The organism is Paenibacillus sp. JJ-100 (assembly GCF_948329825.1).
GTDB lineage: Bacteria > Bacillota > Bacilli > Paenibacillales > Paenibacillaceae > Paenibacillus.
The window spans coordinates 456,121-480,419 of sequence record NZ_CAOJCM010000003.1; the positions used below are offsets into that span (position 1 = coordinate 456,121).

General features: G+C 48.3%; 15 protein-coding genes and 1 pseudogene. 15 read left to right on the forward strand and 1 reads right to left on the reverse strand.

What is annotated here, in order from left to right:
- The first annotated feature begins 7 nt into the window (after positions 1-7).
- The 10 genes from PQG66_RS15105 to PQG66_RS15150 all read left to right on the forward strand — a co-directional run bounded on the left by PQG66_RS15105 (position 8) and on the right by PQG66_RS15150 (position 17,144).
- On the forward strand, positions 8-3,397 hold the full coding sequence (locus tag PQG66_RS15105) for a tubulin-like doman-containing protein (protein WP_272038550.1): 3,390 nt from the start codon (positions 8-10) through the stop codon (positions 3,395-3,397).
- Positions 3,398-3,410: 13 nt separating this feature from the next.
- Positions 3,411-5,891, forward strand: coding sequence for a transcription initiation factor TFIID (locus PQG66_RS15110; protein WP_272038551.1), 2,481 nt, complete (start codon positions 3,411-3,413; stop codon positions 5,889-5,891).
- Between the two features lie 56 nt (positions 5,892-5,947).
- Entirely contained in the window at positions 5,948-7,231 is a 1,284-nt protein-coding gene (locus tag PQG66_RS15115) for a vWA domain-containing protein (protein ID WP_272038552.1), read from the forward strand.
- A gap of 21 nt (positions 7,232-7,252) precedes the next feature.
- Positions 7,253-7,951, forward strand: a complete 699-nt coding sequence (locus tag PQG66_RS15120) for a beta-mannanase (protein WP_272038553.1) — start codon at positions 7,253-7,255, stop codon at positions 7,949-7,951.
- A 59-nt stretch (positions 7,952-8,010) separates the two neighbouring features.
- Complete coding sequence (locus PQG66_RS15125; RefSeq protein ID WP_272038554.1) at positions 8,011-9,270, forward strand: TRAFAC clade GTPase domain-containing protein; 1,260 nt, start codon at positions 8,011-8,013, stop codon at positions 9,268-9,270.
- On the forward strand, positions 9,270-12,425 hold the full coding sequence (locus PQG66_RS15130) for a GAP1-N2 domain-containing protein (protein ID WP_272038555.1): 3,156 nt from the start codon (positions 9,270-9,272) through the stop codon (positions 12,423-12,425). The genes PQG66_RS15125 and PQG66_RS15130 overlap by 1 nt, the downstream gene beginning before the upstream one ends.
- 473 nt (positions 12,426-12,898) lie before the next feature.
- Positions 12,899-13,783: an ABC transporter ATP-binding protein gene (locus PQG66_RS15135; protein WP_272038556.1), complete on the forward strand. Its 885-nt coding sequence runs from the start codon at positions 12,899-12,901 to the stop codon at positions 13,781-13,783.
- Positions 13,784-13,883: 100 nt separating this feature from the next.
- A complete protein-coding gene (locus PQG66_RS15140; protein ID WP_272038557.1) occupies positions 13,884-14,702 on the forward strand; it encodes a (2Fe-2S)-binding protein in 819 nt (272 codons plus the stop codon).
- Between the two features lie 155 nt (positions 14,703-14,857).
- Positions 14,858-15,337: a glutathione peroxidase gene (locus PQG66_RS15145; RefSeq protein WP_272038558.1), complete on the forward strand. Its 480-nt coding sequence runs from the start codon at positions 14,858-14,860 to the stop codon at positions 15,335-15,337.
- A gap of 445 nt (positions 15,338-15,782) precedes the next feature.
- A complete protein-coding gene (locus PQG66_RS15150; RefSeq protein WP_272038559.1) occupies positions 15,783-17,144 on the forward strand; it encodes an FAD-dependent oxidoreductase in 1,362 nt (453 codons plus the stop codon).
- 115 nt (positions 17,145-17,259) lie between these two features.
- On the opposite strand, the gene PQG66_RS15155 is transcribed toward PQG66_RS15150, so the two are convergent.
- On the reverse strand, positions 17,260-17,394 hold the full coding sequence (locus PQG66_RS15155; protein WP_272038560.1) for a hypothetical protein: 135 nt from the start codon (positions 17,392-17,394) through the stop codon (positions 17,260-17,262).
- Between the two features lies 1 nt (position 17,395).
- Between PQG66_RS15155 and PQG66_RS15160 the strand changes: the two are divergent.
- The 5 genes and pseudogenes from PQG66_RS15160 to PQG66_RS15180 all read left to right on the forward strand — a co-directional run bounded on the left by PQG66_RS15160 (position 17,396) and on the right by PQG66_RS15180 (position 24,140).
- Positions 17,396-18,406 (forward strand): annotated as a pseudogene (locus PQG66_RS15160) (IS1595 family transposase).
- Between the two features lie 148 nt (positions 18,407-18,554).
- On the forward strand, positions 18,555-19,019 hold the full coding sequence (locus PQG66_RS15165; protein ID WP_272038561.1) for a VOC family protein: 465 nt from the start codon (positions 18,555-18,557) through the stop codon (positions 19,017-19,019).
- Between the two features lie 252 nt (positions 19,020-19,271).
- Positions 19,272-20,129 (forward strand): formate/nitrite transporter family protein, encoded by an 858-nt coding sequence (locus tag PQG66_RS15170; RefSeq protein WP_272038562.1) that lies wholly within the window; start codon positions 19,272-19,274, stop codon positions 20,127-20,129.
- A gap of 549 nt (positions 20,130-20,678) precedes the next feature.
- Complete coding sequence (locus tag PQG66_RS15175; protein WP_272038739.1) at positions 20,679-22,742, forward strand: molybdopterin-containing oxidoreductase family protein; 2,064 nt, start codon at positions 20,679-20,681, stop codon at positions 22,740-22,742.
- 174 nt (positions 22,743-22,916) lie between these two features.
- Complete coding sequence (locus PQG66_RS15180; protein ID WP_272038740.1) at positions 22,917-24,140, forward strand: MFS transporter; 1,224 nt, start codon at positions 22,917-22,919, stop codon at positions 24,138-24,140.
- Positions 24,141-24,299: the final 159 nt, after the last annotated feature.

Consider the following 24,299-nt stretch of genomic DNA (forward strand, 5'->3'; position numbering starts at 1 on the left):
ATATTGAATGAAACCGATTGTTAGAGAACATATTCAGCAACTGGATGTATCACTGGGCGGAGGTATCGTCAGTGAGAAGATCAGGGTCGATACGATCGATAACCCGATTCTGATTATCGGATTGGGCGGAACCGGTATTGATGCGTTGTTGCGTCTGAAATATCAGATTAACCGCCGTTTCAAGTTGCCACAGGATCCCGTTTCCAAGAAAAAGATGGAGAAGCCAGATAACGTTGAGTTTCTCGCATTCGAGACCAATGAACAGGATCGCGCGAAGAAATACAGAGGCATCGGACTTGATCCGATCAACGAATTCGTATTGCTATCGAACGCCGAGATTGGCGGATTGTTGCAGAATCGAAGCGTCCTGGAGCCATATATCACGGACTGGCTTTCTCCTGAACTGAGCATCACAGATGGCATGAACGGAGCCGCAGGGGTACGTCAGGCCGGGCGTTTGCTTTTGTTTACGAAGATCAATCAAGTCGTGCAGGCCATTGATAAAAAGATCAAAACCCTATCCGTTGGCACGAACAAAAAACTGATGGTGTTCCTGCTCACCGGTCTGTCCGGTGGTACAGGCAGCGGCTGCTTCCTCGATATTTCCTATATCGTGCGCGGTATCATTGAGCGGGATCACGGCTCTGCCGGTATTGACCGCGTTAACACGCTCGGTTATCTGTTCACGCCAGACGTGAACCTGTCTAACAAAAGTCTGAGCGAGCACACACGCGAATATATTCGCAAGAATGGATATGCAGCGCTCAAAGAGCTGGATTACTGGATGAACGTGGACAGTCGCGGCGAGCGGTTTACGCAGAAGTACGGCAACATTTTGACTGTAAACTCACCACTGCCGCCATTTAACCTGTGTCATCTGATCTCGGCAACGAATACAGAGGGCAAACTGCTGGAGAATGCCTACGACTATTGCATGAACGTGACCGCGGAGAACATCACCAACTTTATCTCCAGTGAAGAGAAGCAGTCGGGCGAGGAATTCGCGATCCATGACTATATCAGCAACATTCGCACGAACATCGCACAGATGAACAAAGTGTACCCGGCCAACTATGATTACAATATCATCGGTGCTTCGTCGGCCGTACTGCCGATTGAAGAGATGACGACGTATCTGGCCTACCGGATGTTCGACAAGATGAGCACCATGTTCTCCAAAGCGCCGAATCAGGAGGATACCGAGAAGTTCGCCCGCAAGCTGGGCATTGATCTCGAAAGTGTAGTCAAAGCCTTTGAATCCCGTGTACCTGAACCGCTACCGGGTTACCAGAACAGCGAACGTCTATCCTATGGCAATGTGGTGAAATCCCAGGTCGTCAACATGGATACGGAACTGGAACAGAACTTCCTGGCACGTGCCCGTGAGGAATACATCAAGGCGAAGAAACAGCTCCCGGGTGAGATTGCGGGTCAGTTTACAGAGCAGATCCGGCGTATGTTTTTGCATCCGGAACAGGGGCCTTTCTATGTATCTCGTTTAATTTATACGGAAAAAGGGTTCTGTGTACTGAAGATGATTCAGTCGTACATCGAGACGCTGCGCGAGAATGCCTTCCGCATTCCACGTGATATCGAAGCGGCACAGGAGCAATCCGAAGAGAAACTCGGTGATGCGAAGAGTGCTTTTGTCTCCAAAGAGAAGAAAAAGAATGCTTATATTGAAGCCAAAATTCATGAATACTGGCTGCATGCCGATGTGGAACGCAACGATCAAATGATCGAGTTCTATGAAGACCTGTACGAACTGCTGAACCAAGAGAACAGCCGCATTTATAACGTATTTACGGAGACGCTGAATGCACTCAGCACGATCTTTGCCAAGAACGGCGATCTGCTGACACGCGGCGAAGAGCAAATCGATCATAAAGGCAACAAAACATATTATTGGAACGTGGTAAGTGTCCCGGATATCGTCAGCGTGGTGGATGGGCTGCTGGACAAACGGGATACGGATGATTTGATCCGTGACTTCTCCCGTGAACTGCTTGAGAATTCGAGCCAGTGGGTGAAGGAAAACGAGATTGATATCGTCAGCTCCATCTCTGACTTCCTGAGTGAGAAGTTTGGTGATCTGATTACTCGCTCCATGGAGGACTTCCTGGTCATTAAATACGGAAAAGATGAGTCTGTCGAAAAATTCGTAGAACGTTTCATCGCAGGCAAGCTGGATGACGAAGCGGTTCCGGTGTTTAATCTGAGCAACAGCACGGGCAGTCTGCACTTCCCTTCCTGGGGATTTGTCTCCGTGCCAGCACAGGCTCCGGGTATTCTGAAAGGGATTCGCAACTACCAGAACAATGCCGTGGGCAAATCCCACTTTACAGTCAAAGAAAGTGAAGTACGGAACCGGATTTTCTGGCTGAACACCCGCAACGGGGTACCCCTCTTCGTATATACACCTCTCAAAGTGTATGAAGAGAGCTACGAACGCACCATTTTGGATAAAGAGGGCATAGGACGCCACTTGGTGCAGACAGAGAAAAACAACTGGACGTACCTGCCATCTCCGATCCCGGAAAAATCCTGGGGAGATGTGTATGAGAATGCGCGTGTGAAGCAGTATAACGCCAGAGTTCGTAGTGAATTCGAGCAGGCACTTGGATATAAGATTGTTACTGCCAAATCGGTAGATGAAAATACGAGCAATCGGTATGCGGTTGTTACAACAGAACCTTTTGACCTGTCAGCGAAGCTGGCTGCGTACGACATGCGTCTGACGTCCACCACACCGAACTTGGGTGAAGTGAAACGAGCAGTCCTTGAATTGAAACGTCTGCAATCCGAAGGTTTGCCACGCGTAGATGTGAAGGATATTTTCGGAAGTATTAATGAAGATATGGCCAAAGAAAACCTGGTACGCTCTCCGCAGTTGATCGCGCGGGTACGTGAGGAACTGGCGAAGATGAATGCCATCACCACCAAAGTGGCTGAACTGGAAGGCATTCTTGCTCAGTACCAAGATGAAGAACAGTGGTACGATCGCTTCATTGAAGCCCTATACACAGATACCATTGTTAAAAAAGGTGCACTGTACGTCTACGATCGTGATCCGGAAGAGGACGCGTGGGAGCCATTCGCCAACTTGATGAAGAGCCGTAATTTCGCTGAGTACGAAGTGTTTGGCAACTTCCGCGCTCTGTCCGAGAAGGATCGCAGTACGCTACTGCGCAAATCCTCACGCCGTGATAATGAACTGACCGCTTCGGAGGATATTACTCCATTGCTCAGCAAGCTGGACGATCTGGCTGCACTGTTCATGGAGTCGCGTGATCGCCTGGAGTATGAGCGGGTAGAACTGGCGAACGGGGAAGACATCTATCAGTTCTACAGAACGATGTCGTCGAAGTTGAACGACATTCGTAGAAGGCTGAAGTAAGGTGGCTGATGGTATGAATGTACCAATAAATAGGCAGCGAATAGAAGCAGAACAAGGAATGCAGCAAGTATTAAAGCGAGAACTGGAGCAGTACGCTGCCCGTTACGCAGCAGAACAGGAACGTCAGGGCAGCCAAGGGGATGGACGCAGCAGCATCCATTACCCGGCCCTGTTCCTGTTTGTCGGTGATCTGGTGAAACCTGCGGTGTCTGCGGTGCATGGCATTAACCAGTTGAAGTGGGATAACGAAGACGGTGTGGTCTACGTGCATATTGGAGCAGATGATTCGTTAAATGGAGCCAATACCGCTCATACAGCAAATTCATCACATGAAAATGCCCAGGTGACGTATCACCGTTTACCGCTCTCCACTATGCAGTCACAACGGCAGGCATCCAAAACGTTGCGCAAGGACGTACACCGCAGCTTTCACGAGTCGGCGGACGCACTTTTTGGATTGAACCGTATGATGCGAAGGGTAAGTAACCGCATTGCTGACTACGGACGTCTGTATTCGTCCTTTGATCGAATTTACGTAACCGTCATTACCCGAGCAGATGATCCGCTGAATGTACTGTTGCCGGAAATTACGAAGCTTGCCGAGACGATCCTGGCACAGTCCTTCAAATCGGTGCAGACGGATCTGCATGTGCTCGTTAGCGAGATGGAGCAGGTCGATTCCTTCGGATACGCTAGTGCTGCAGGACTTGCGTTTCTGCGAGAGCTCGATTTCATGCAATCGCTGGACTACAGGTTTAGCGGCAATCTGCTGGTGACGGAGGACGGAATCTCCATTCCTGTCAATCATCCTGCTGCTCCATTGTTCGACCTTGTCTATGTGCTATCGGACAAAAACGAACGTGGCACCGGTGTTCCTGGCGGCTGGATTGAAAATGCCGAGATCATCTGCCGCATCTGTCTGCTGAAGAACCGGAAGCAGGAGGAGACTCACGAAGACCGGGCTGCTATCGCCAGCACAGGCGCGAATACCTACAATAATACGTCGTTTAAAAATAATATCCGCACCACCTCAGATCAGCACGGATATGCCAGTGCAGGTTTTGCCGAGATCAGGCGGCCGAACAAACCGATTGCGCTGACGGTGTTGTATCACCTTTACCGTTATCTCCTTCGTCGATTGCAGCAAGAGCCGGATTGGAGCATCAAGGAGAAGCTTGCTTTTTTCGGACTGGATGCTTCGTCGGTGGAGCGCAAAGTGGATGGACTGCTACCGCGTGAAGACTTGATTAGTGGCATGAGCGGCATCATGACGCATAATCGCAGCTTTGCTGAGCTCAAGCCGCTCTCCTTGCGGGAAGCTGAGCGAGCACTGTATGGAGATGGGGCGGAAGCCTATTTCCGCGAGAATGTGGTCCGTCCTGTACAGGAGCGTGTCCGTGAGCGCAGTTCTGCCGGGTCGCTTCGCCGTCAGGCTGAACAGTCCCATATGGAATACCCCGAAGTGGGTTACTTCCAATGGGCTGCCTGGAGTGACGGTGAACCGGGCAGTGTGCGTGAAGCGCTGTTGGCCCTGATCCGCGACAAGTCGATGCAGCTCGAATCCGCACGTGCCTTGCTGGAACAGCGTCAGCAGGAGCGAGTAGAGGATCAATCGATCAAGCGGGCGCTCTTCCGCGACAAGCAGAGTGTGCGCAATCTGATCGACTGCCTGCTGGAACGAGTATACGAACCCAAGGTCGACCTGCTTCGTTTGGAAAATGAACTACATCTGCTTCGCATCTACGATACAGAAATGGAAGAACTGCATCGGTACAGTCTTCAAGTTACCAGCTCACTACAAGCGTTGGAACGTACGTTGCGCGGAACAGCTGAAGAGAGTATCGCCGCTGCCGATGAATACATCGGACAGAATGTTATGGAATATTACGGCAGGGTAACTGAAGCGTTGATCGCCGATCTGGAGGCCAGACGTGGACCAGATGTATGGTTCGAAGATCGATACATGGGCGATATGAACCAGCTCGCCACGGAGGGCAGTGACCGCTTGCTTCAACGTCTTATGGAAGTATGCCGCAGCTTGCTGCTCTCTGCGGAACCGCTGCGATTGCCGTTTGAGGAGGAATTACTCCAGCGTGCCAATGTGACGATTACGTATGGAGATCGAGATGTGTTAACACGGGATGACCTATTCCGCAGACTGTACCGCACACTGGAAGATCAAGCCGTTGTTCGCATACGGGTGTTCGACTATACGCAGGAGCATCGGTATGAAGAGAAGTACTTTTTCGGCGACCACCATAGTGCTTTCCTGGACTATGCAGCACATGCGGAGGAGACCTCACGCATCTACAAGCTGGGTGTGGTGTATGAAGAACGCAGCAGTGGGGTGGAGAAGCTCAATCTCATGGGTGGTTTCCATCTCGAGGATCTTATGGTTTATCGCAACGGCAAAGTGTACTACGATTCATATACCGAGAACGGTTATGAGCTTCACCCTGCGGATCTGGTAGAGAAGCTCTCTCCGCTTCGATAAGCGATGTATTAAGTCAGCCTGCGTATGGCGGGTTTTGAGAAAGGATGCATGTAGACATGCAGCGAAAAATCAATCTTCTCCTGGTACTGTTCAGCCTCATTGGCGGAGCAGTCGGTTTTGCGGCAGGGGAACTCATGCTGCATCAGTGGCTTGGGAAGATGCCACGGCTGCTGCTGATGGGATTATACTTTGGTGTGCTGGCACTGAGTGTAGGGCTGTTCTGCTTACTGGCGGAGATAATCTCACCACGTCTGAATGGTGCTTCGTGGAAGCTCAGATATCTCGGCTTGTCCTGGAAGCTGCTCGTTCCGGCAACACTGGCTCTGCTACTGGTGGCTGGACTCGGTTTGCAGTTGCTATACCAGATTAATCCGGGCGGTGCGAAGCAGGTCAAAGATATCGTGCTGATGATCGACAACTCCGGCAGCATGAGCGACACCGATCCGAATAACGGGCGGTTTGAAGCAGCCAAAACGCTGATCAACCAGATGGAGAGCGACAAGCAGGTGGCGGTAATTACGTTTGACGATCAGCCACAATTGTTGCAACCCTTCATTGCAGTGGATAGCGAAGCTTCGAAAAATGAAGTGAACAACCAAATTGACAGCATTGTAACAACGCCGGGTGGGACTAATTTTGATGCGGTACTCCGGGAAGGGATGGAGCTGATCCAGAGCAAGCCAGATGTGAAGCGGGGAACAGTTGTTATCCTGTTATCTGACGGATTCAGCGATGCCGATATCTCAGGTGTTTTGCCGCAGTATGTACAAGAACAGGTTGCGATTCATACGGTTGGCTTGAGTCTGGTTGACCCTTCGGGCACGGATCTGCTCAAAAATATTGCTCAGCAAACCGGCGGGATGTACTATGATGTGCCGGATGCAGGTGGTCTGGATCTGGCATTCCAGCAGATTTACGATACGATTGATGAACGTACACTCGTGACAGAGCGTACCGGTGCCATGGAACATAGCGTGTATCTCGCCATTTTCCGCGTCGCTGCCTTACTGTTCATCGGTGTAGCTCTGGGTGTATCACTTGGTCTTGTGTTTGATAACCGACATCTTGCGCTCAGCTTTGGTGTGGGCGGTGCAGTCTCGGGCTTACTAGCCGGTTTATTGCTAGAGTGGGGATTGAACGGTTCGAATGTAGGTGATGCTTTCGTTCGGTTGGGAGCAATGCTGATCCTGTCGGGTGTGCTTACCCTCTTCTCATGGATTGTTCCCATTAAAGAGAACACGCCGCGTAAGAGTAAAGGACGCCGGGACGCTGGTCGTGGGACTTCTTCTGCGGAAGGATTCGGGCAGCGACCACGAGACACACGCAGCAAAGGATTTTAACATCGGGGAGGTCAATGGAATATGCGGGTTATGAATGCAGATGCAGATCCTTCAGCTCCCCGGATTCGAAAGCTAACGCTCGCGGTGGACGAAGATCGCTGCACGCTTCGCTGGCTCTGGCCGGAGCAGCTTGAGGCAGTGTACGTCGAACGTCTGGAACTTAATCAGATGAACGAGAATCACGTGGCTGAGGAACAATGGGGCGATATGGATCACAGTGGAAAGGGACATTCAGAAGCCTGGACACAAGGCAAGCTGAAGCTGTATACACGCGAGGAGTACAAGGCTAACAACGGGTATACAGACCGAATCACTGGCTTTGGTGCGATCCAGTACACTGTGTATGCATGTCAGATGCATAAGGATGGGCCTGTGCTGATTCGTCAGCAGGATGAAGATAATCGAGGGATTGCAAGTGCAGGCAAGGCGGATATCCGCTTTGCCATTCGCTATAAGAGCGGTTTTTTTCAGAAACGCAAGACGGTTCTGATTACCGTAACGGCCGAAGTGCCTGTGCCTAAAGAAGCGCTCTGTTATGTTCGCAAGCAGGGCGGTGTACCGCTGAACAAGGACGATGGTACGGTATACCCTTTTCTGAGTGATTTTGTACCTGGAAAAAATGAAATGCCGCCTGTGGAAGTCGCCAAAGACGACTATGTGAGGTTGTTCTTCACGGATGGCCCGAAATATGGAGCCGCTTATCGGCTCATTTCAGACTGAACAGACACGACGATCCAAGTTGAATTTATATTTACACACAAACGGGGAGGGGAGTGGCTATGAGTTTTTTTAGCCGGTTTTTGAAGAGACAGCAGCCGGAGGAACGACCGCTGTTTTACGACATCGTATGTCCTTACTGCTTCAGCAAATTCTCACCGGAAGATGTGGTGTTCCGTGCGGCACACCATCGTGACGATGATGAGGACTATGCACTCGGAGAAGATGCCAAGCTCAACCGATATCGGGAGCGCTTTGGACTGGATACGGTATTTGATATGGAGGCTGTGCTGACACCTTATGATGTACCGGAAGAACATCGAATCTATTCGGATAACATCATCATGGGGTTGAATGATCGTTATGGTGTAGTGACGCGCCGCCGGTTGTGTCCGCACTGTCATAACGAACTGCCTGTAACGGCAGGCAAGGCACCAAGCAACATCATTTCCATCATTGGAGCATCCCAGGTGGGGAAATCCGTCTATATGACATCGTTGATTCACACGTTGCAGCATTATACGGCAGATCATTTTGACGCCGCCTGTATGCCGCTGAATGCAGAGATTAGCCGCCGTTTCCGCGCGGATTATGAAGAGCCACTTTTCGAGCGGGGTGACCTGCTGGATTCAACACAGAAAGAGAAGTTGCAGGAGCCGTTTATCTTCCAATTTGTGTTCAAGGATGAGGATAAAGCACCGTTGACACTCGTTTTTTTTGACGTGGCTGGTGAAGGTATGGTGGAACAGGATTATCTGGGTTTACATGGACAGCATATCAAAAACTCGGCAGGCATTTTATTTATGGTGGACCCGCTCCAGATTCGTTCGATCCGAGACAAGATCCGTATTAACCTCGGCAGCGAACCGGGAGAATGGACACCAAAATACGATGAACCGCGAGATGTGGTGCTGACCCTGTTCGGTGACTTTATTGCTTATCAGGATAAGGCCAAGACCGATATCCCAACTGCTGTTGTGCTCACCAAAAGTGACATGCTGCACTCTCTCAAGGATGAGGAGGGGGATTACATCAAGTCCAACAGCAATGTATTCCGCAACATGGTGCACCGCGATTGGTTTGACCTGACCGAGTTCGAGAATATCGATGGGGAGATTCGCCGTTTTATCGAGAAAGTGGATCGTCCGTTCAAAGGCACGATGGATGTGTACTTCAAGAACACGGCTTATTTCGCTGTATCTGCGCTGGGCAGTAATCCGGTAGATATGAAAATCCAGGGCGTAGTTAGTCCTATTCGTGTGGATGAGCCTTTCCTATGGCTGCTGTACAAGCTCAAATACATTGAGGGGAGAGTGGGATAATGCGTTCTTCCATAACTCCGCCCATTCAACAGCAGATGTACACGAGAGAGCGGCGCGGGGTATTCCGGACAACAGAGGGATTCGATACGGTGGCTGCATCGCCGGGACTCGACCCTTCCTTTATCAAAAAAGTACTACATCCTTACTGTGTCTATGATGCTCCTGCGGAGCTGACAGGCCGAAGCGAGAAGGATGAGAGCAAATTCCCGGCTTCCATGCACCTACTTCATCTGGAGAACGGTGAGACGATTCTGGGGCAAAATGTGTACCAGGCTGCGGACTTTACCGGGCTGCGCAGTGCTTTTTTCGCTCATAACTATGTGTTGTCTCCAGCCAGCGCGGAACAATATATGAAAGGGATCGACTGGCTGGATACCGTGTTCGCTACTTCGTATGACATCGAGCAAGGCACGGAGCTGCCTGTGCTGACAGCATTGCCTGTAGCAACGGGAGATGTCGCTGGGCCTCGTGCTGGCCTGAGCGACAGCCATTTTAATTCTAATGCTTCAACGAGCCAGATTCTGAGTGCGCTGAAAATGGATGAGACGCTATTCAAGCGTTTGCTCTATGCAGTAATGCAGGCTGTGGCAACACGCCGCAAAGTATACATAGCGCTTGATGTGCCAGCGGAGGAAGTGACTGCAGGTGCGAAAGCTATACTGCGTCTGCTGTACAAGGCACTGCCGTATGCGTTCAGGCGGCAACTGGGCTTTATGACGTTTGCCAAGGAACCGCAGGCCAAAAAGGGAATTCATGTGCAGTTTGTGGAGCGCGGTACATTGCGTCCCAAGGATCGGAATACGGAAAAAGATTTCACCTTTGATCTCATGTCAGGGCGGGTTATGCATGCAGAGGCTTCGGTGGCCAAACTGCCTTATATTGAATTTGCATGGTCTTTGATACAAGACCCGGCAAGGGCGACTGCGTTTTACACTTTTGCTGATGAGATGTTAGCAGGCATGGAGCCTGGACGAGAGTTTTCTATTGAAGCATACGGAGAGTTGTCAGTATTCTTTAGCCTCGAACAAGGTATGGAAGATGTCTATTTGAATAACAAAAGCGAGGTCTTGAGCGGGTTACTGACCTACCTGAAACCGGAAGGAGCGCTACAGCAACGTTCACGTCTGAATGAACTGTTTCTGACTTTGCTCAGCCGAGAGTTAGACAGCACACGACGAGAAAATGTACCTGAAGAGGCAGTTGCCTCTTGTATTGGAGACTATTTCAGCATTGCAGCACCCGTCGTGAAGGCAAGGATTGTCGATTATTTTATCTATGCTGTGAACAATGCCCGTGCCCAGAAACGGATGCGAGCTGTCCAGGAGCTGTATACCATTCTGGAACGCGATGCTTGGCTGCATCAGGCATTCTTTGATAAGGTGCTAGGCAATGCGTCGTTAACAAAGCTGTTGTTTGAGCCATATCTGGACAATCAGTTGAAACGTACGGAAACAGCAGCGGGTGTCATTGAACTTATTCAGCGGTGGGTTACAGCCAATCCGTCTGCCATCCAATCTACATTTTTACTCGAACGTTCTTGTGAAGAGCTTCGGGAAAGGCTGTGCTCTGCGCCTGAGCCTGTTCCATCTGCGAACGATGCGCTGCAGCGGGTTAGTGTGCTGGATCGGATCAACGGGAAGCGTGAGCTTGAACCTGAGATTACAGGACATATCGGACAGTCTGACGTCGCAGCTAGTTTAGAGCACCGAACGGGTCACTATAGCAACAACCTGGCTGGGTATCAGGAAGACTTGACGAAGCTGGCAGACAAGCTTGCCTATGTGATTAACTTGTTCATGATTCAGGATCTGGATCTAGAACGGGTGAATCGCGACCAGCTTCTGCGTATCGATATTTTGCAGCATGAGGATGAAGTTCGGGATTGGGCTGCACGCCAAGGCTCGGATGTCGCTGCAAGAACAAACGTGATGCTGGCTGCCAGAGCATGGCTAAAAGGTGAGGTTCAGGCAGAAGAAGGGGTGGAGTCCCTCTCGCTTGCTGAGCGTGATGAGCTTCAGCGCTGGACACGTCGCTGGCTAGCGACAGAGCTGCAGAATCATCGGGGAACAGAAGCGTATGAGGCTTTGCCGCTAGCGTTCTACCGTGGGGGAAGCAGCAGTAATCGTCTTGATTATTCGGGTCTGATCGAATTTGTACGTAGTCATACAGGTCAACCCGAAGTCTTGTATGCTTTTTTTGAATGGTCTGGCAAACAACGGATGTTTGTTCGTGGCTCCAATGCGCATAAAGGTTATGCAGATGCCATCATTACGTATTTTAAATCTCATGATCGGGAAGCATTCCGATCCAAGTCTGCTTTTAAGCCGTATTATGCAAAAGCAGGAAAAGCGATGAAACCGGTCTATGATCGTGCCAAAGCTGAGCTTGCTTCTCCGCTAATGCGTATACTAACTGGAAGTAAGAACAGGCGCTGGCTGGGGATGTTGCTTCTACTCCTCGTTCTCGGTATTGCGGGTGGTACGTATGCCTGGATAAACAGTGCGTCAGAACCTCAGGCGCAACCACCGACCGATCAGAAGCCAGCAGCCCCTGCCGAGCCTGAGGAGAAACCAGCAGACTATATTGGTTATATTGTAGCTGCGAATAAGCAGAACGAAGCAGAATCATCGTCCCTGTTAGTCATCCGTTATCAGGGCGAGAAGGGCGGTGATCCTTTTGAACGTGGGCGTCTACAGTTCCTTATGGATGACGGTAGCACGAAGGATCTCGTCGTGGAGAACAAATGGAAACCATTGAATGATGCTCAGATGTCAGGCGGAACCAAAGAAGATTCTGCATCAGATTCAAAGGTTGGTGCAGGGACAGGAAATGCATCTGAATCAGATGCAGAAGCAGATCAAGAGTCGGCAGATTCCGAAGCTGGCAGTGCATCAACAGACCTAACGGATGAATCACCGACACAAGACGAAGGGAAAACGGATAAGAATCCAGCGGGTACGGTCTCGACAGAAGGGAAACCCAATGCGGACAGTTCAAGTTCAACACCTTTAACTGCGGCAGAAGTGGATCGCTTGTACCCTTACGGCATGCAGATGACGTTGCCGGACAGTATTGATCCGAAACATGTGGTGGGCATCCAACAAGGTGCAGAGGGTTCGGAATTAACTGTTGAGCTGATACAGGAACCCATCTGAGGATCCTGATTTAACGATACAATGAATCATAACAAACACAGAAACATATTAAGGTAAGATTAAGTTGAGTTAGAAGGATGGTCCTGAACCGAGGTTTCAGGATCATCCTTTTTTTGAGATAACCCGTTTAAGAAGAGGAAGTGTGCAGTAGACATTTTTAGTTCACAAAATAGACATAATTCGATTGATTCAGATTAAGGACATGAGTGAACAGTGAAAAATGGTACGGAATCATTGAGAAATACTCTCATATAATAAGTGGGGAAGGAAGTGGCTTAGAGCGGAAGATAGATAAAAAAAGCCTGAATCCATCAAAAGATGTGGTATTTTTGGTTGACAAGTGATAATGATTATCAGTATCTTTATTGTAGAAGATTTAATTCAGAAGTAATGAATCAGAATATAAATTCGATTTCGTGTTCGTTAGGATAGCCGGCATACATAACCGGGATTAATGAGAGAGGGATGATCGCATGTTTCGTCTGGAGACGTCCAAGTTGGATATCGCTTATGAGGAAAGACTGATAGTTGAGGATCTGAACATTCAGATTCCCCAAGGGAAAATCACTGCACTTGTGGGAGCCAATGGTTCGGGAAAATCAACGATCCTGAAAACGATGGCACGTATTATGTCTCCGAAGGCAGGCAACGTGTTACTCGACGGGAAGTCTATTCATAAGCAGTCTACGCGTGAAGTTGCCAAGCAACTTGCGATTCTGCCTCAAAATCCTACAGCTCCGGAAGGGCTGACCGTTACAGAATTGGTTTCTTATGGTCGTTTTCCTTATCAAAAGGGATTCGGTTCCATGCGCGCAGAAGACAAACGCATGATTGAGTGGGCGATTGAAGTAACCGGTATGACCGAATTCCATGATCGTCCGATCGATCAGTTGTCTGGTGGGCAACGTCAGCGTGCCTGGATTGCCATGGCACTTGCACAGGAGACGGATATTCTTTTCCTAGACGAGCCGACAACCTTCCTCGATATGGCTCACCAGCTTGAAGTATTGCAGTTGTTGGAGCATCTGAATGCAACGGCTAATCGGACCATTGTGATGGTCGTACACGACCTTAATCATGCATCTCGATATGCACAGCATATGATTGGAATCAAAAAGGGTAAAGCTGTTGCACAAGGCTCACCGGTAGAAGTCATGACTTCAGATGTACTGCGTGAAGTGTTCAATATTGAAGCGGATATTGTCATGGACCCGCGTTCCAATGTACCACTGTGTTTACCATATGCACTCGCTGGTGAACGCCAAAGACCTGTAGCTCCTGAAACAAAAGTGATGAACACTGCCATGGTTCATGCCGTGGGCCGTACGGAACATCGCGTTCAAGCAACAGGCAGTTAATTGAAATGAGCTGGATTGCATATGCGATCCTGAAGTATAGAATTGAAGCCGCTGTGCGCTGTAGCACGCGGCTCATTCGCATTCACGGGAGGATTCACTAATGGGCGCAATCGACTATACCTGGCTTGAACAATATGGACGGATATCGACCAGTCCCGCTTCAGATCCGATATATACTACAGTTTTGGCATCGTTACGGGATGCAGAGCATGCGAAAGAGATGCTGACCGTGTATCATGAGTATTTACGTGCAGATTGCTTGCGGACCACTGCAGTATATTTCATGCATTCTATTCGTGGACTGCTGTTAGCCATTCATTACATGAATGCGATGTGTGACACGATACTGAATATTTCTCTGGATAATCTTCAACTACAGTTGGTTGTTCAGGACGGATATCCGTCATTCCAATTTCTATTGCTCGATCAATCCGAGTATGCACATCCTGCGGCAGTGGTTAAGGATCAATCGGAATCGAAAGCTGCATCTGTATCTGCACGAGAAGCGATGCTCAACGCGTATTACAAGGAACAGCTTAGGCCGCTCATTGAGGGAATTGCACAGGCTGTCGGAGCGAACACAGGACAGATGTGGGCACAGCAAGCGTCGATCCTGAAGTGGTTCAAGACGCTGGCTGCCCAGATGGACATTACAGCTGAAGAACGGGAGGCTGTTCATCAGGGTTATGAGTATGTGACTATGATGCCGCCTGAAATTCTGGGATTGCGCAAAAATGTGTTAGCTTTCAAGCCCGTGGAGATCGACAGTCCGTACCAACCTGGAGAGAAAATGTTGATGAAGTCAGCATGCTGTCTGCATTATAAAGTCTATGACGGTCAAGAGTATTGTTATAGCTGTCCTAAGCTAAGCAGAGCTGAGCGGCAAAGCCAATACGATAAGATCAGGGCTTCGCGGTAAATTTGATGTATACGATGGAACAAGTCTATAATTAACTTAAAGGTCGGCGTTATAGCCTATAAGCTATAGGTGCAGGCTCATAAGCTATTGTGGGCATTGGTGTATATTGGTTTATACATGCCCTCGTCTAATTTATGTCATAGGAGGAATCAGCAATGTCCGTATATTCTTACAAGGCAGTAACAACCGCAAATCAGGAAGTGCCCCTGGATATGTATCAAGGCAAGGTGCTCGTCATTGCGAACACAGCTAGTAAATGTGGGCTGACTCCGCAATATGGTGAACTGCAGAAGCTCTATGATCGCTATCGTGATCAAGGTTTGGTGGTACTTGGTTTTCCATGTAATCAATTCGGTGGACAGGAGCCAGGTACAAGCGAAGAAGCTGAATCTTTTTGTCAGATCAACTATGGCGTAAACTTTCCAGTCTTTGCAAAAGTCGATGTGAACGGTGAAGAGGCACACCCTCTGTTTCAATATCTGAAAGAACAGCAACCTGGACCGGGGGAAACCAGCGATATTCAGTGGAACTTTACGAAGTTTCTTGTGAATCGTGAAGGTGAAGTTGTTGCCCGGATTGAACCCAAAGAATCACCAGAGTCAATGACTCAAGCGATTGAGCAATTACTCGGTTAATTCGCTGCATGTGAAATAGACTGATGATGCGAAGTCTGTCCTAGATAGGACAGGCTTCTTTTTGTTCTCTTTTTAGATAAAAGCCTCTGAACCTGTTGGGTTGGTTGCTGTCCTCTTAATGGTATGTTGCCCATTACTCATCAAATTGAACTATTTGGTCGGCATAAGCAAAATGTAATTCGGGGAAAATGAAGTTAGTGAGACCTTAAGAAAGAAGGCATATATACAGAGTGTGAAAACAGAAGACCGAGACTGCACTGTCGTTATTTTTTTCTGATTTAATAATTTTTTTACTTAATCTATTGCATTGTGAAAAAGATCACATTATAATGAGTGTATAAAGTGAAATTAATCACATACACATTGTTTTATTAATAGTGAATTATTTCACAACCTAATGAGTCTAATTATTCCATATTTTATATACACCAAGGAGGAACTATTCATGAAAATCGCAGTCATCGGATGTACACACGCAGGAACGGCAGCTATCGTTAACACCGCTAAATTATACCCGGACGCTACGATTACGGTATACGAACGCAATGACAACATTTCCTTCCTATCTTGTGGCATTGCGCTCTACGTTGGTGGAGTCGTGAAAGACCCTGACGGTTTGTTCTACTCTTCGCCGAATCAATTGGCAGAACTCGGTGTTGTCACCAAGATGCTTCATGAAGTTACAGCCGTTGATGCCAAAGGGCACACCTTGCGGGCTAAAAATCTGAAAACAGGGGAAGAATTTGAAGATACGTTTGACAAATTAATCGTAACTACAGGTTCATGGCCAGTGATACCCAACCTGGAAGGCATCGAGTTGGATAACATCTTGCTCAGCAAAAACTACAATCACTCCAACACCATTATTGAAAAAGCGAAAGATGCGAAACGCGTAACGGTGGTCGGTGCAGGTTATATCGGCGTCGAACTGGTAGAAGCATTCCAGATGAATGGCAAAGAAGTGACACTGATTGACAGCGTGGATCGGATTTTGAATAAATATTTGGACCCTGAATTTACAGATGCGATCGAAGAAACACTGACAGGAAAAGGCATTAAGCTGGCTCTTGGTCAGACTGTAGAAAAGTTTACTGGCGAAAACGGCAAAGTAACCAAAGTCATCACGTCCAAAGGTGAATTCGAGACGGATTTGGTCATTCTCTGCATCGGGTTCCGTCCGAATACGGAGCTGCTCAAAGGTCAGGTGGATATGCTTCCTAACGGCGCAATCATCGTGGATAAATACATGCAAACCAGCCAAGAAGATGTCTTCGCTGCAGGTGACAGCTGTGCAATTCATTACAACCCGACTGGCAAAGCTGCCTACATCCCGCTGGCGACCAATGCAGTTCGAATGGGTACACTGGTAGCGCGCAACCTGGTTCGTCCAACGACACCTTACTTGGGTACGCAAGGTACATCCGGTATCAAGATTTATGAGCAAAATATTGCGGGTACCGGGATGACGGAAGCGTCTGCTGCTGATGAAGGTCTACAAGTTGAAGCCGTAACGTTTGAGGATGCCTACCGTCCAGAATTCATGCCAACTGCTGAGAAGCTGCTGTTAAAAGTGGTCTATGAACAGACGACTCGTCGCATTGTTGGTGCACAGATCATGTCAAAAGTGGATCTGACGCAGTCGATCAATACGATCTCCGTCTGCATCCAGAACAACATGACCGTAGATGAGTTGGCCTTCATCGACTTCTTCTTCCAGCCGCATTACAACAAACCATGGAACTTCCTGAACTCGGCGGGTCTGCAAGCACTGCCACCAGTAGAGGTAAAGGAACCGGCTCTGGTATAAGGAAAAGGATGGGCTTCGAGAGATAGAAAAATAGAAAAAACCAAAAGGCTGGCGAGTAATCGTCGGCCTTTGTTTTTTTGTAATGGATTCACCATATGGCTACTCGTGATTAAGATTAAAGCTCATTATTGTTTTTGGCAGATGTTCCCCAAGCCTGGCCATTCATATTGTTTCCACCTGCGCGATATGAGACCTCAAACTCCCCACCTCTAACGCCCTGAGGATAATCGTAGTAGCTTCTCCAATCCAAAGTGCCTCCTGCTGGAACGGAGTCCACAATATATACTTTGCCAGCACGAACCAAGGGAGTTGCGGTTCCAGTTCGGGCGATTGATGAAATTCAAGAGCAGAAGCATAAAGATGGGCTTGTTTGCCCACATTGCAAAAACCATTCTGTCGTGCGATTTGGAAAGTACGCTGTAAAAACACGCACTGGAGAGGTTAACCGTCAACGTTACCGTTGTAAGTCTTTTCGCCTAACGTTCAATGACCTTACAAATACCCCTCTTCAACGCACGAGAAGACCTCATATGTGAGTTCGTTTTATCGAATGCATGATTGAGGGCTTTTCTCTGAGAAAATGTGCAGAGCAGTTAAACGATGAAGTCACGCATGTCACCTTGTTTTACTGGCGGCATAAGATTCTCTCTGCTCTAAAGCAGATTCCGACCGAAGCATTTCAAGGTATTGTTGAAATGGACGAGACTTATTTCTTGTTCTCTGAAAAAGGTAGACGTAACATCACCGAACGCAAGCCACGTAAACGAGGTGGTAAAGCTAAATATCGTGGTATAAGCCAAGATCAAGTATGCGTACTCGTTGCCCGTGACCGTCAGAAAATGACTTACTCTGGCGTACTTAGGCGTGGACGTATTCGGACTACAAAATTGGATGAAGCGATTGGTGGTCATATATTTGACTCAAACGTGCTATGCACTGATTCGTGGAGGGCATTCAGTTCCTATGCGAATTCAAAAGGCTTGGCTCATTACCGATTCAAGTCCGACGGAAAACAACGTGTGAAAGGCGTGTACCATATCCAAAATGTAAACAGCTACCACAGCCGTTTAAAAAAATGGATGGATCGTTTTAATGGTGTTGCAACTAAATATCTACAACATTATTTGGCTTGGTTTCGCTATATAGACAGCAAAGAATATGAGAATACCTCGTCGAATAAGAAAAATATGTTGGTCAAATCGTGTCTGTTTACTGTGACCGACACGAACACCAAACTTCGGCTTTCTGCTCACTCTTGTTAATACGGACGGGCAGGATAGCCAAATGAACAAATGTGAGAAAATTATAAAATTGACTTTATCATTCATGTGTATAAGTAGTAAAATTAGTAATGCTTGGGTGTTTGGTGTGATCATTATTGACTTAAGATACTGAGAGGGAGGAATGGATATGCAGGCAAATGAGGAAGTCAAAATGGAAGAAAGACTGGAAGACATCACGGGTATAACTTGTATTTACGTACCAGTAAATGATGTTTACGAGTCTATTAAATGGTACCAAAAGAATTTAGGGTACCAACCTTCAAACAACGACCGTGTTGAGCCTGGGATGGTGATGGCTGTTTTGAATTTACCCAATCGGAATGGCAACCTACCTTCACCTGGTTTAAGGCAAGTTGTACCTGCTCTGTTCCTTCACAAATCGGACGAAGAAGGCGGTCGATTACGCTTTTCATGGTCATTGGACAGCGGCAACCCCCATGCAATGGCATGTTTCATTACTCCACGGATCGAGGAGCTATATGAACGTTTCAAAGAAAACGGAGTGAATATATTAGGAGAAAGGGTGACAAGCGGACTAAACATAACGTTCGCTGATCCTGACGGTAACATATGGGAAGTTTGGCAACCATAATCGATTAAACAGATCTTTTACGCTAATAGGTACGAAGCAAATAACCGCCTTTTCACTAAGGCGGTTATTTTATGGTTAAATATCAACATTAGAGTTTAACATAGCCAAAAGTATAATACTATTTCTATGAGGATGATAGACTGCGTAAAGTTACAGAGTTACCCACAATCATTTGTGATTAATTTCACAATAAATCCTCCCGTTTTGACATACAATTGATGTAATGGAATGAACTGAAGGAGAGGATGAGATATGGCGGCTAAAACACCTCTGGAGGTTGCACAATACACGGCACAGACCGGGGTGAAGAAAGCACAAACCCCCGTTTCCTCTGTGCTTATTCTTGGTTTTCTGGCAGGTGCATTTATTGCGCTTGGTTTCTTGCTGGATATTCGCGTGATTGCATCTGCACCAGCAGAATGGGGAAGCATCGCGACATTTATCGGAGCGGCTGTCTTTCCGGTTGGATTGATTCTGGTCTTGATCGGTGGCGGAGAGCTGCTGACGGGGAATATGATGGCTGTGCCGCTTGCTGCAATTACACGTAAAATTACACCAGCCAGTATGGTGAAAAACTTACTCCTGGTAACGTTGGGTAATCTGCTCGGTGCCCTGTTCGTAGCTTATTTCTTCGGTCATGTGCTGGGACTTACTGCGGATGGAGTGTATTTGACCAAAGTGGTTGATATGGCGGGACACAAGCTGCATGACAGCTTTTTGCAAGCCTTTATATCTGGTATTGGCTGTAACTGGTTAGTTGCACTGGCAGTCTGGCTGTCATACGCAGCGGATACGATGAGTGGTAAAATTCTGGGCATTTGGTTCCCAACGATGGCGTTTGTGGCCATTGGTTTTCAGCACGTCGTGGCGAACATGTTTTTGATCCCAGCCGCGATCTTTGAAGGCCACTATTCCTGGGGACAGTATGTCATGAATTTTATTCCAGTCTGGCTGGGTAATCTCACAGGCGGAGCGTTGTTCGTAGCGGCTGCGTACTGGATGGTATATCTACGCCAAGCCGAACCGGTAACCAAGCCGGAAACTATAGGACCTGCTACGGTTGCTCCTGTGGAAGCAGAAGGCAGAACGATGCTTAGTAAACATGCATAACCCATGGTTGAGTCGACATTTGGACAAATTTTATCACAGAATAAATTGTGAGAGCGTCAGAAGATTAGCTGGATGGTGGATTGTCTGCTCGTATAGGTCACGTTGAATAAGAGCTACCCTGCTGTTTCATGAGAAAATAGATACGGAGAAATACCCATAGGCTAGATGAAGTGAGATGATGGCATCTTATCGCTTCACGACAGGCGTTGTCGTGGCGGTGTGAGATGTGATCATCTTTTTTTGTGCAAAATAAATTCGCCATGACAAGGTTCGGGGGAACGAAACCTGTTCATGGCGAATTTCGGGAGTGGTCCATGATATGGCATGAGGAGGAAGTGGGGAAACATCAACCTAATGCCTTGATTCTAATTACCCCTGGATTCCAAGAATGAATCAAAGGGACAAAACTATTTTTAAAAATATTTAACTACCGCTATTACTGATATAATTACGAAATTTTGGAAGAATCATTCTTGTTCTCTTTACGATATAGCCTAGAACGGGATATCATACAGGGATAGGTATGGAAAGAGGGAGGACCAGAAGATGATGATCGATCAGGAGAATGGTGTATTTCCAGCGGTATGCCCGCTCGATTGTCCAGACACATGCGGTCTGTTGTTACATAAAGAGGACGGAAAAATTGTCAAGGTCACCGGTAATCCGGACCATCCCATTACGAAGGGTGCGATCTGTAATAAAGTTCGAAATATGACGGAGCGTGTGTATCATCCCGAGCGTCTTCAATATCCGATGAAACGAGTCGGACCCAAAGGTGAAGGCAAGTTCGAGCGTATCAGTTGGGACGAAGCAATCCAGGAGATTACGACAACGTTCAAGGACCTGTCCGCAACTTATGGACCTGAGAGCATTCTGCCATACAGCTTCTACGGCAATATGGGCATACTCGGTGTGGACGGTATGGATCGACGTTTCTTCAATGCACTTGGCGCAAGTGTACTGGAGCAAACAATATGTAATAGTGCGGGTAACACCGGCTGGAAATATACGATGGGAGCCAATCGCGGAACGCTGCCTGAGGAGACAGAGCATGCCGATCTGATTGTGGTCTGGGGTGGTAATATCGTCAGCACCAACATGCATCAGGTCGTACTGGCGGAGAAGGCTCGTAAAAAGGGTGCCAAAATCGTTGTTATCGACGTGCACCGCAACCGGACGGCCCAATGGGCAGACTGGTTTATTCCGCTCTATCCGGGTACGGACAGTGCACTTGCACTGGGTTTGATGCATGTATTATTCGAACAGGGACTGACAGATGAAGCTTTTATGCAAAAATATACCGTAGGACATGAAGCGCTGTGCGAGCATGTACGCAGTTATACCCCGGAGCGCGTAGCACGTATTACAGGCGTGCCGGAAGAAACAATCCTGGAGCTGGCACAGCTCTATGGGAACGCTCAGGCCGCTTACATACACATTGGCAATGGTCTGCAACATCATGACAATGGGGGGATGAACGTGCGCAGCATCGCCTGTCTGCCCGCGATTACAGGGCAGTGGCTGAAGCGCGGCGGCGGTGCGGTTCGCACCAACAGCTACGCAAGCACCAACAGTGATGCGCTGGAGCGCCCGGACTTGCGGCATAATCAGGAGCCGCGGGTCGTGAACATGAACCGGATTGGGGAAGCGCTGCTTGAAGCCGAGCAGCCGATCCGGGCGATGTTGGTTTACTGCAGCAATCCACTGGTGGTAGCACCGGATACCGAGCGGGTTGAGCGAGGTTTTGCACGGGAGGATCTGTTCACGGTGGTTCATGATTTGTTCATGACCGATACGGCGAAGTATGCAGATATTGTGCTGCCTGCGACCTCTTCTTTTGAAGCGACCGATCTGTACACCTCTTACTGGCATCAGTATGTTCAGCTGCAGGAGCCGGTCATTGCACCCATTGGAGAGAGCAAAAGCAATGTAGAGCTGTTCTCGCTACTTGGACAAGCGATGGGATATGACTCGGACATTTTTGGCGAAACACCGGAGCAGATGATTGAGGATGCACTACAGCACACGGAAAATCCGTATATGAACGGGGTTACGTTAGAACGTTTGAAGCAGCAGCGGTTTGTGAAGTTGGATATGTCGGCTCATGCCTCCTTCCTAGATCGCCTGCCGACACCATCGGGCAAAATTGAATTATATTCCGAGCAGATGGAACAGAAGGGGTTACCGCCACTACCAACATACTCCGCGCTTGTTGAAGGATTTGATGGAGAGAACCCGGCTGGACCGAATGATGCATATCCGCTAATGTTTGTATCTCCGCCAAACCACAACTTCTTGAACTCAAGCTTCGGCAACTCCGCCAAACATCAACGTCTGGAGAAGATGCCGCTATTGCAGATCCATCCAGAGGATGCAGCACGCCGCGAAGTGCAGGATGGCGATGTCGTTATCGTATGGAATGAGCGTGGACGCATCGAATTGACGGCTAAAGTGACGGATGCGATGCTTCCAGGTACGGTGATCAGCCAAGGGCTCTGGTGGGACAGCGAGGGTAAAAAGCAGCGCTCCAACACCCTGACCTCGAACCGTTTGTCGGATATGGGCAATGGCGCAACTTTTTTCTCAGCCACTGTTGAAGTGAAGCGGCAATGAGTGTGCTTGCAGTCAGATAGTATTGATGTAATATAGATTCATATTATAAAATCTTTCAACTTACAGGCTTCCGCCGTGGCGAGTCATGTCACGTGAGCGGGAGCCTTTTGTGTGAACATATGCTAGTGGATAGGACAACAGGTTAGTGAATGTAAGGAGTTTAAGATAACAATGATGAGATGGCTGGATGACTATCCCAGAGAAGTTCGAGTTTTTTTGCTTGCAAGTCTGGTGAATGCTACGGGCAGTGCCCTGATGTGGCCGCTGACAACGATGTATGTGTTCGACGAGCTGGGACGCACGATGGCGAATGCGGGGTTTGTCATTCTAATTCAATCCTTGGGTGGCATTTTTGGACAGCTGCTTGGCGGTTCATTGTACCATCGGGTAGGTGTCAAAAAGCTAATCATCGGTTCGCTGGCACTAAACGCGGCAGGATTGTTTGCCTTGCCTTGGATTAGCGCGTACTGGGTAGTCTTTATCTGTGCGATGGGCTGGATCGGGCTGTTCAGTTCGTTATCGTTACCTGCGATTCAAGCGTTTATCGGCTTCCGGTTTGCCGAGCGGCGCGGAGAACTGTTTAACATTATCTACGTGGCAAACAATATTGGCGTGGCGATTGGTACAGCCCTCAGCGGATTTCTCGCTGACTTTTCGTATCATCTGAGCTTTGTATTAAACGGGGTGACCTCGGCAGGGTTTGCGGTATTCTTCTGGTTTTATCTGTCCCGGGCTGAGCCCGAGCAAGGTGAAGTGCATCTGAGAAAACGTACAACGGTACCTGAGGGTCCGGGCATCTGGACGCTGCTAGGCAATACTCGGCTGTATCTGTTCATGAGTTTGGGTGTGTTGTTCCTCTTGTTCGGCAATTCTATCTGGAATACAGGTGTGTCGCCTTATATCATCTCAGAAGGGTTGGAGAAAAGAATGTACGGCCTGCTCTGGACACTTAACGGTGTACTGATCTTTGTCGGACAGCCGTTCACCAGTTGGGTGAAGCGTACGATGGCTCGTACTTCCAGTGCCCAGATGACGGCAAGTGCTGTATTCTACGGCATGGCCTATATCGTCATGATCACGATGTACAATTATCCAGGCATGATGCTAGCTATGGTTCTGGCTACCTTTGGAGAGATGCTAATCTCGCCGGCAACGCCGGCATTTATATCGGAGCATGCCGGTAGAGCAGCCCCTTTTTACATTGGGGTCTCGGGCGGGATTGGAGCAGTGGGACGCGTGATCGGACCATATGCCATGGGAGTTATGTATGATAAGCAAGGCTTAATCCCTGTAGCTTGGCTGGCAGTGGGAACCGCTGTGATTGCTCTGCTTGGATTCGGACTGCATGCAGCGCTGAACCGCAACCGGGAGATTCGGGAATACGGTATAGACGGATAGAGGATGGGATTTGATCTCCATGAACGTCAAACAGTGGATATGCACAAGTTGAATGAAAAAGCATTGAAGATGCTGATCTCATCTCGAATAGAGATTGACAAAAAACTTTAAATATGCTATAATTTACATATATAAAGTTTCCGTATATACTAAGGTTCT

Excerpts from the sequence above, each read along its gene's own strand:
- PQG66_RS15125 (WP_272038554.1), top strand. The coding sequence starts at position 8,011 with ATGAGTTTTTTTAGCCGGTTTTTGAAGAGACAGCAGCCGGAGGAACGA.
- PQG66_RS15120 (WP_272038553.1), top strand. The coding sequence starts at position 7,253 with ATGCGGGTTATGAATGCAGATGCAGATCCTTCAGCTCCCCGGATTCGA.
- PQG66_RS15115 (WP_272038552.1), top strand. The coding sequence starts at position 5,948 with ATGCAGCGAAAAATCAATCTTCTCCTGGTACTGTTCAGCCTCATTGGC.
- PQG66_RS15170 (WP_272038562.1), top strand. The coding sequence starts at position 19,272 with ATGGCGGCTAAAACACCTCTGGAGGTTGCACAATACACGGCACAGACC.
- PQG66_RS15150 (WP_272038559.1), top strand. The coding sequence starts at position 15,783 with ATGAAAATCGCAGTCATCGGATGTACACACGCAGGAACGGCAGCTATC.
- PQG66_RS15105 (WP_272038550.1), top strand. The coding sequence starts at position 8 with ATGAAACCGATTGTTAGAGAACATATTCAGCAACTGGATGTATCACTG.
- PQG66_RS15135 (WP_272038556.1), top strand. The coding sequence starts at position 12,899 with ATGTTTCGTCTGGAGACGTCCAAGTTGGATATCGCTTATGAGGAAAGA.
- PQG66_RS15110 (WP_272038551.1), top strand. The coding sequence starts at position 3,411 with ATGAATGTACCAATAAATAGGCAGCGAATAGAAGCAGAACAAGGAATG.
- PQG66_RS15165 (WP_272038561.1), top strand. The coding sequence starts at position 18,555 with ATGCAGGCAAATGAGGAAGTCAAAATGGAAGAAAGACTGGAAGACATC.
- PQG66_RS15145 (WP_272038558.1), top strand. The coding sequence starts at position 14,858 with ATGTCCGTATATTCTTACAAGGCAGTAACAACCGCAAATCAGGAAGTG.
- PQG66_RS15130 (WP_272038555.1), top strand. The coding sequence starts at position 9,270 with ATGCGTTCTTCCATAACTCCGCCCATTCAACAGCAGATGTACACGAGA.
- PQG66_RS15140 (WP_272038557.1), top strand. The coding sequence starts at position 13,884 with ATGGGCGCAATCGACTATACCTGGCTTGAACAATATGGACGGATATCG.
- PQG66_RS15180 (WP_272038740.1), top strand. The coding sequence starts at position 22,917 with ATGAGATGGCTGGATGACTATCCCAGAGAAGTTCGAGTTTTTTTGCTT.
- PQG66_RS15175 (WP_272038739.1), top strand. The coding sequence starts at position 20,679 with ATGATCGATCAGGAGAATGGTGTATTTCCAGCGGTATGCCCGCTCGAT.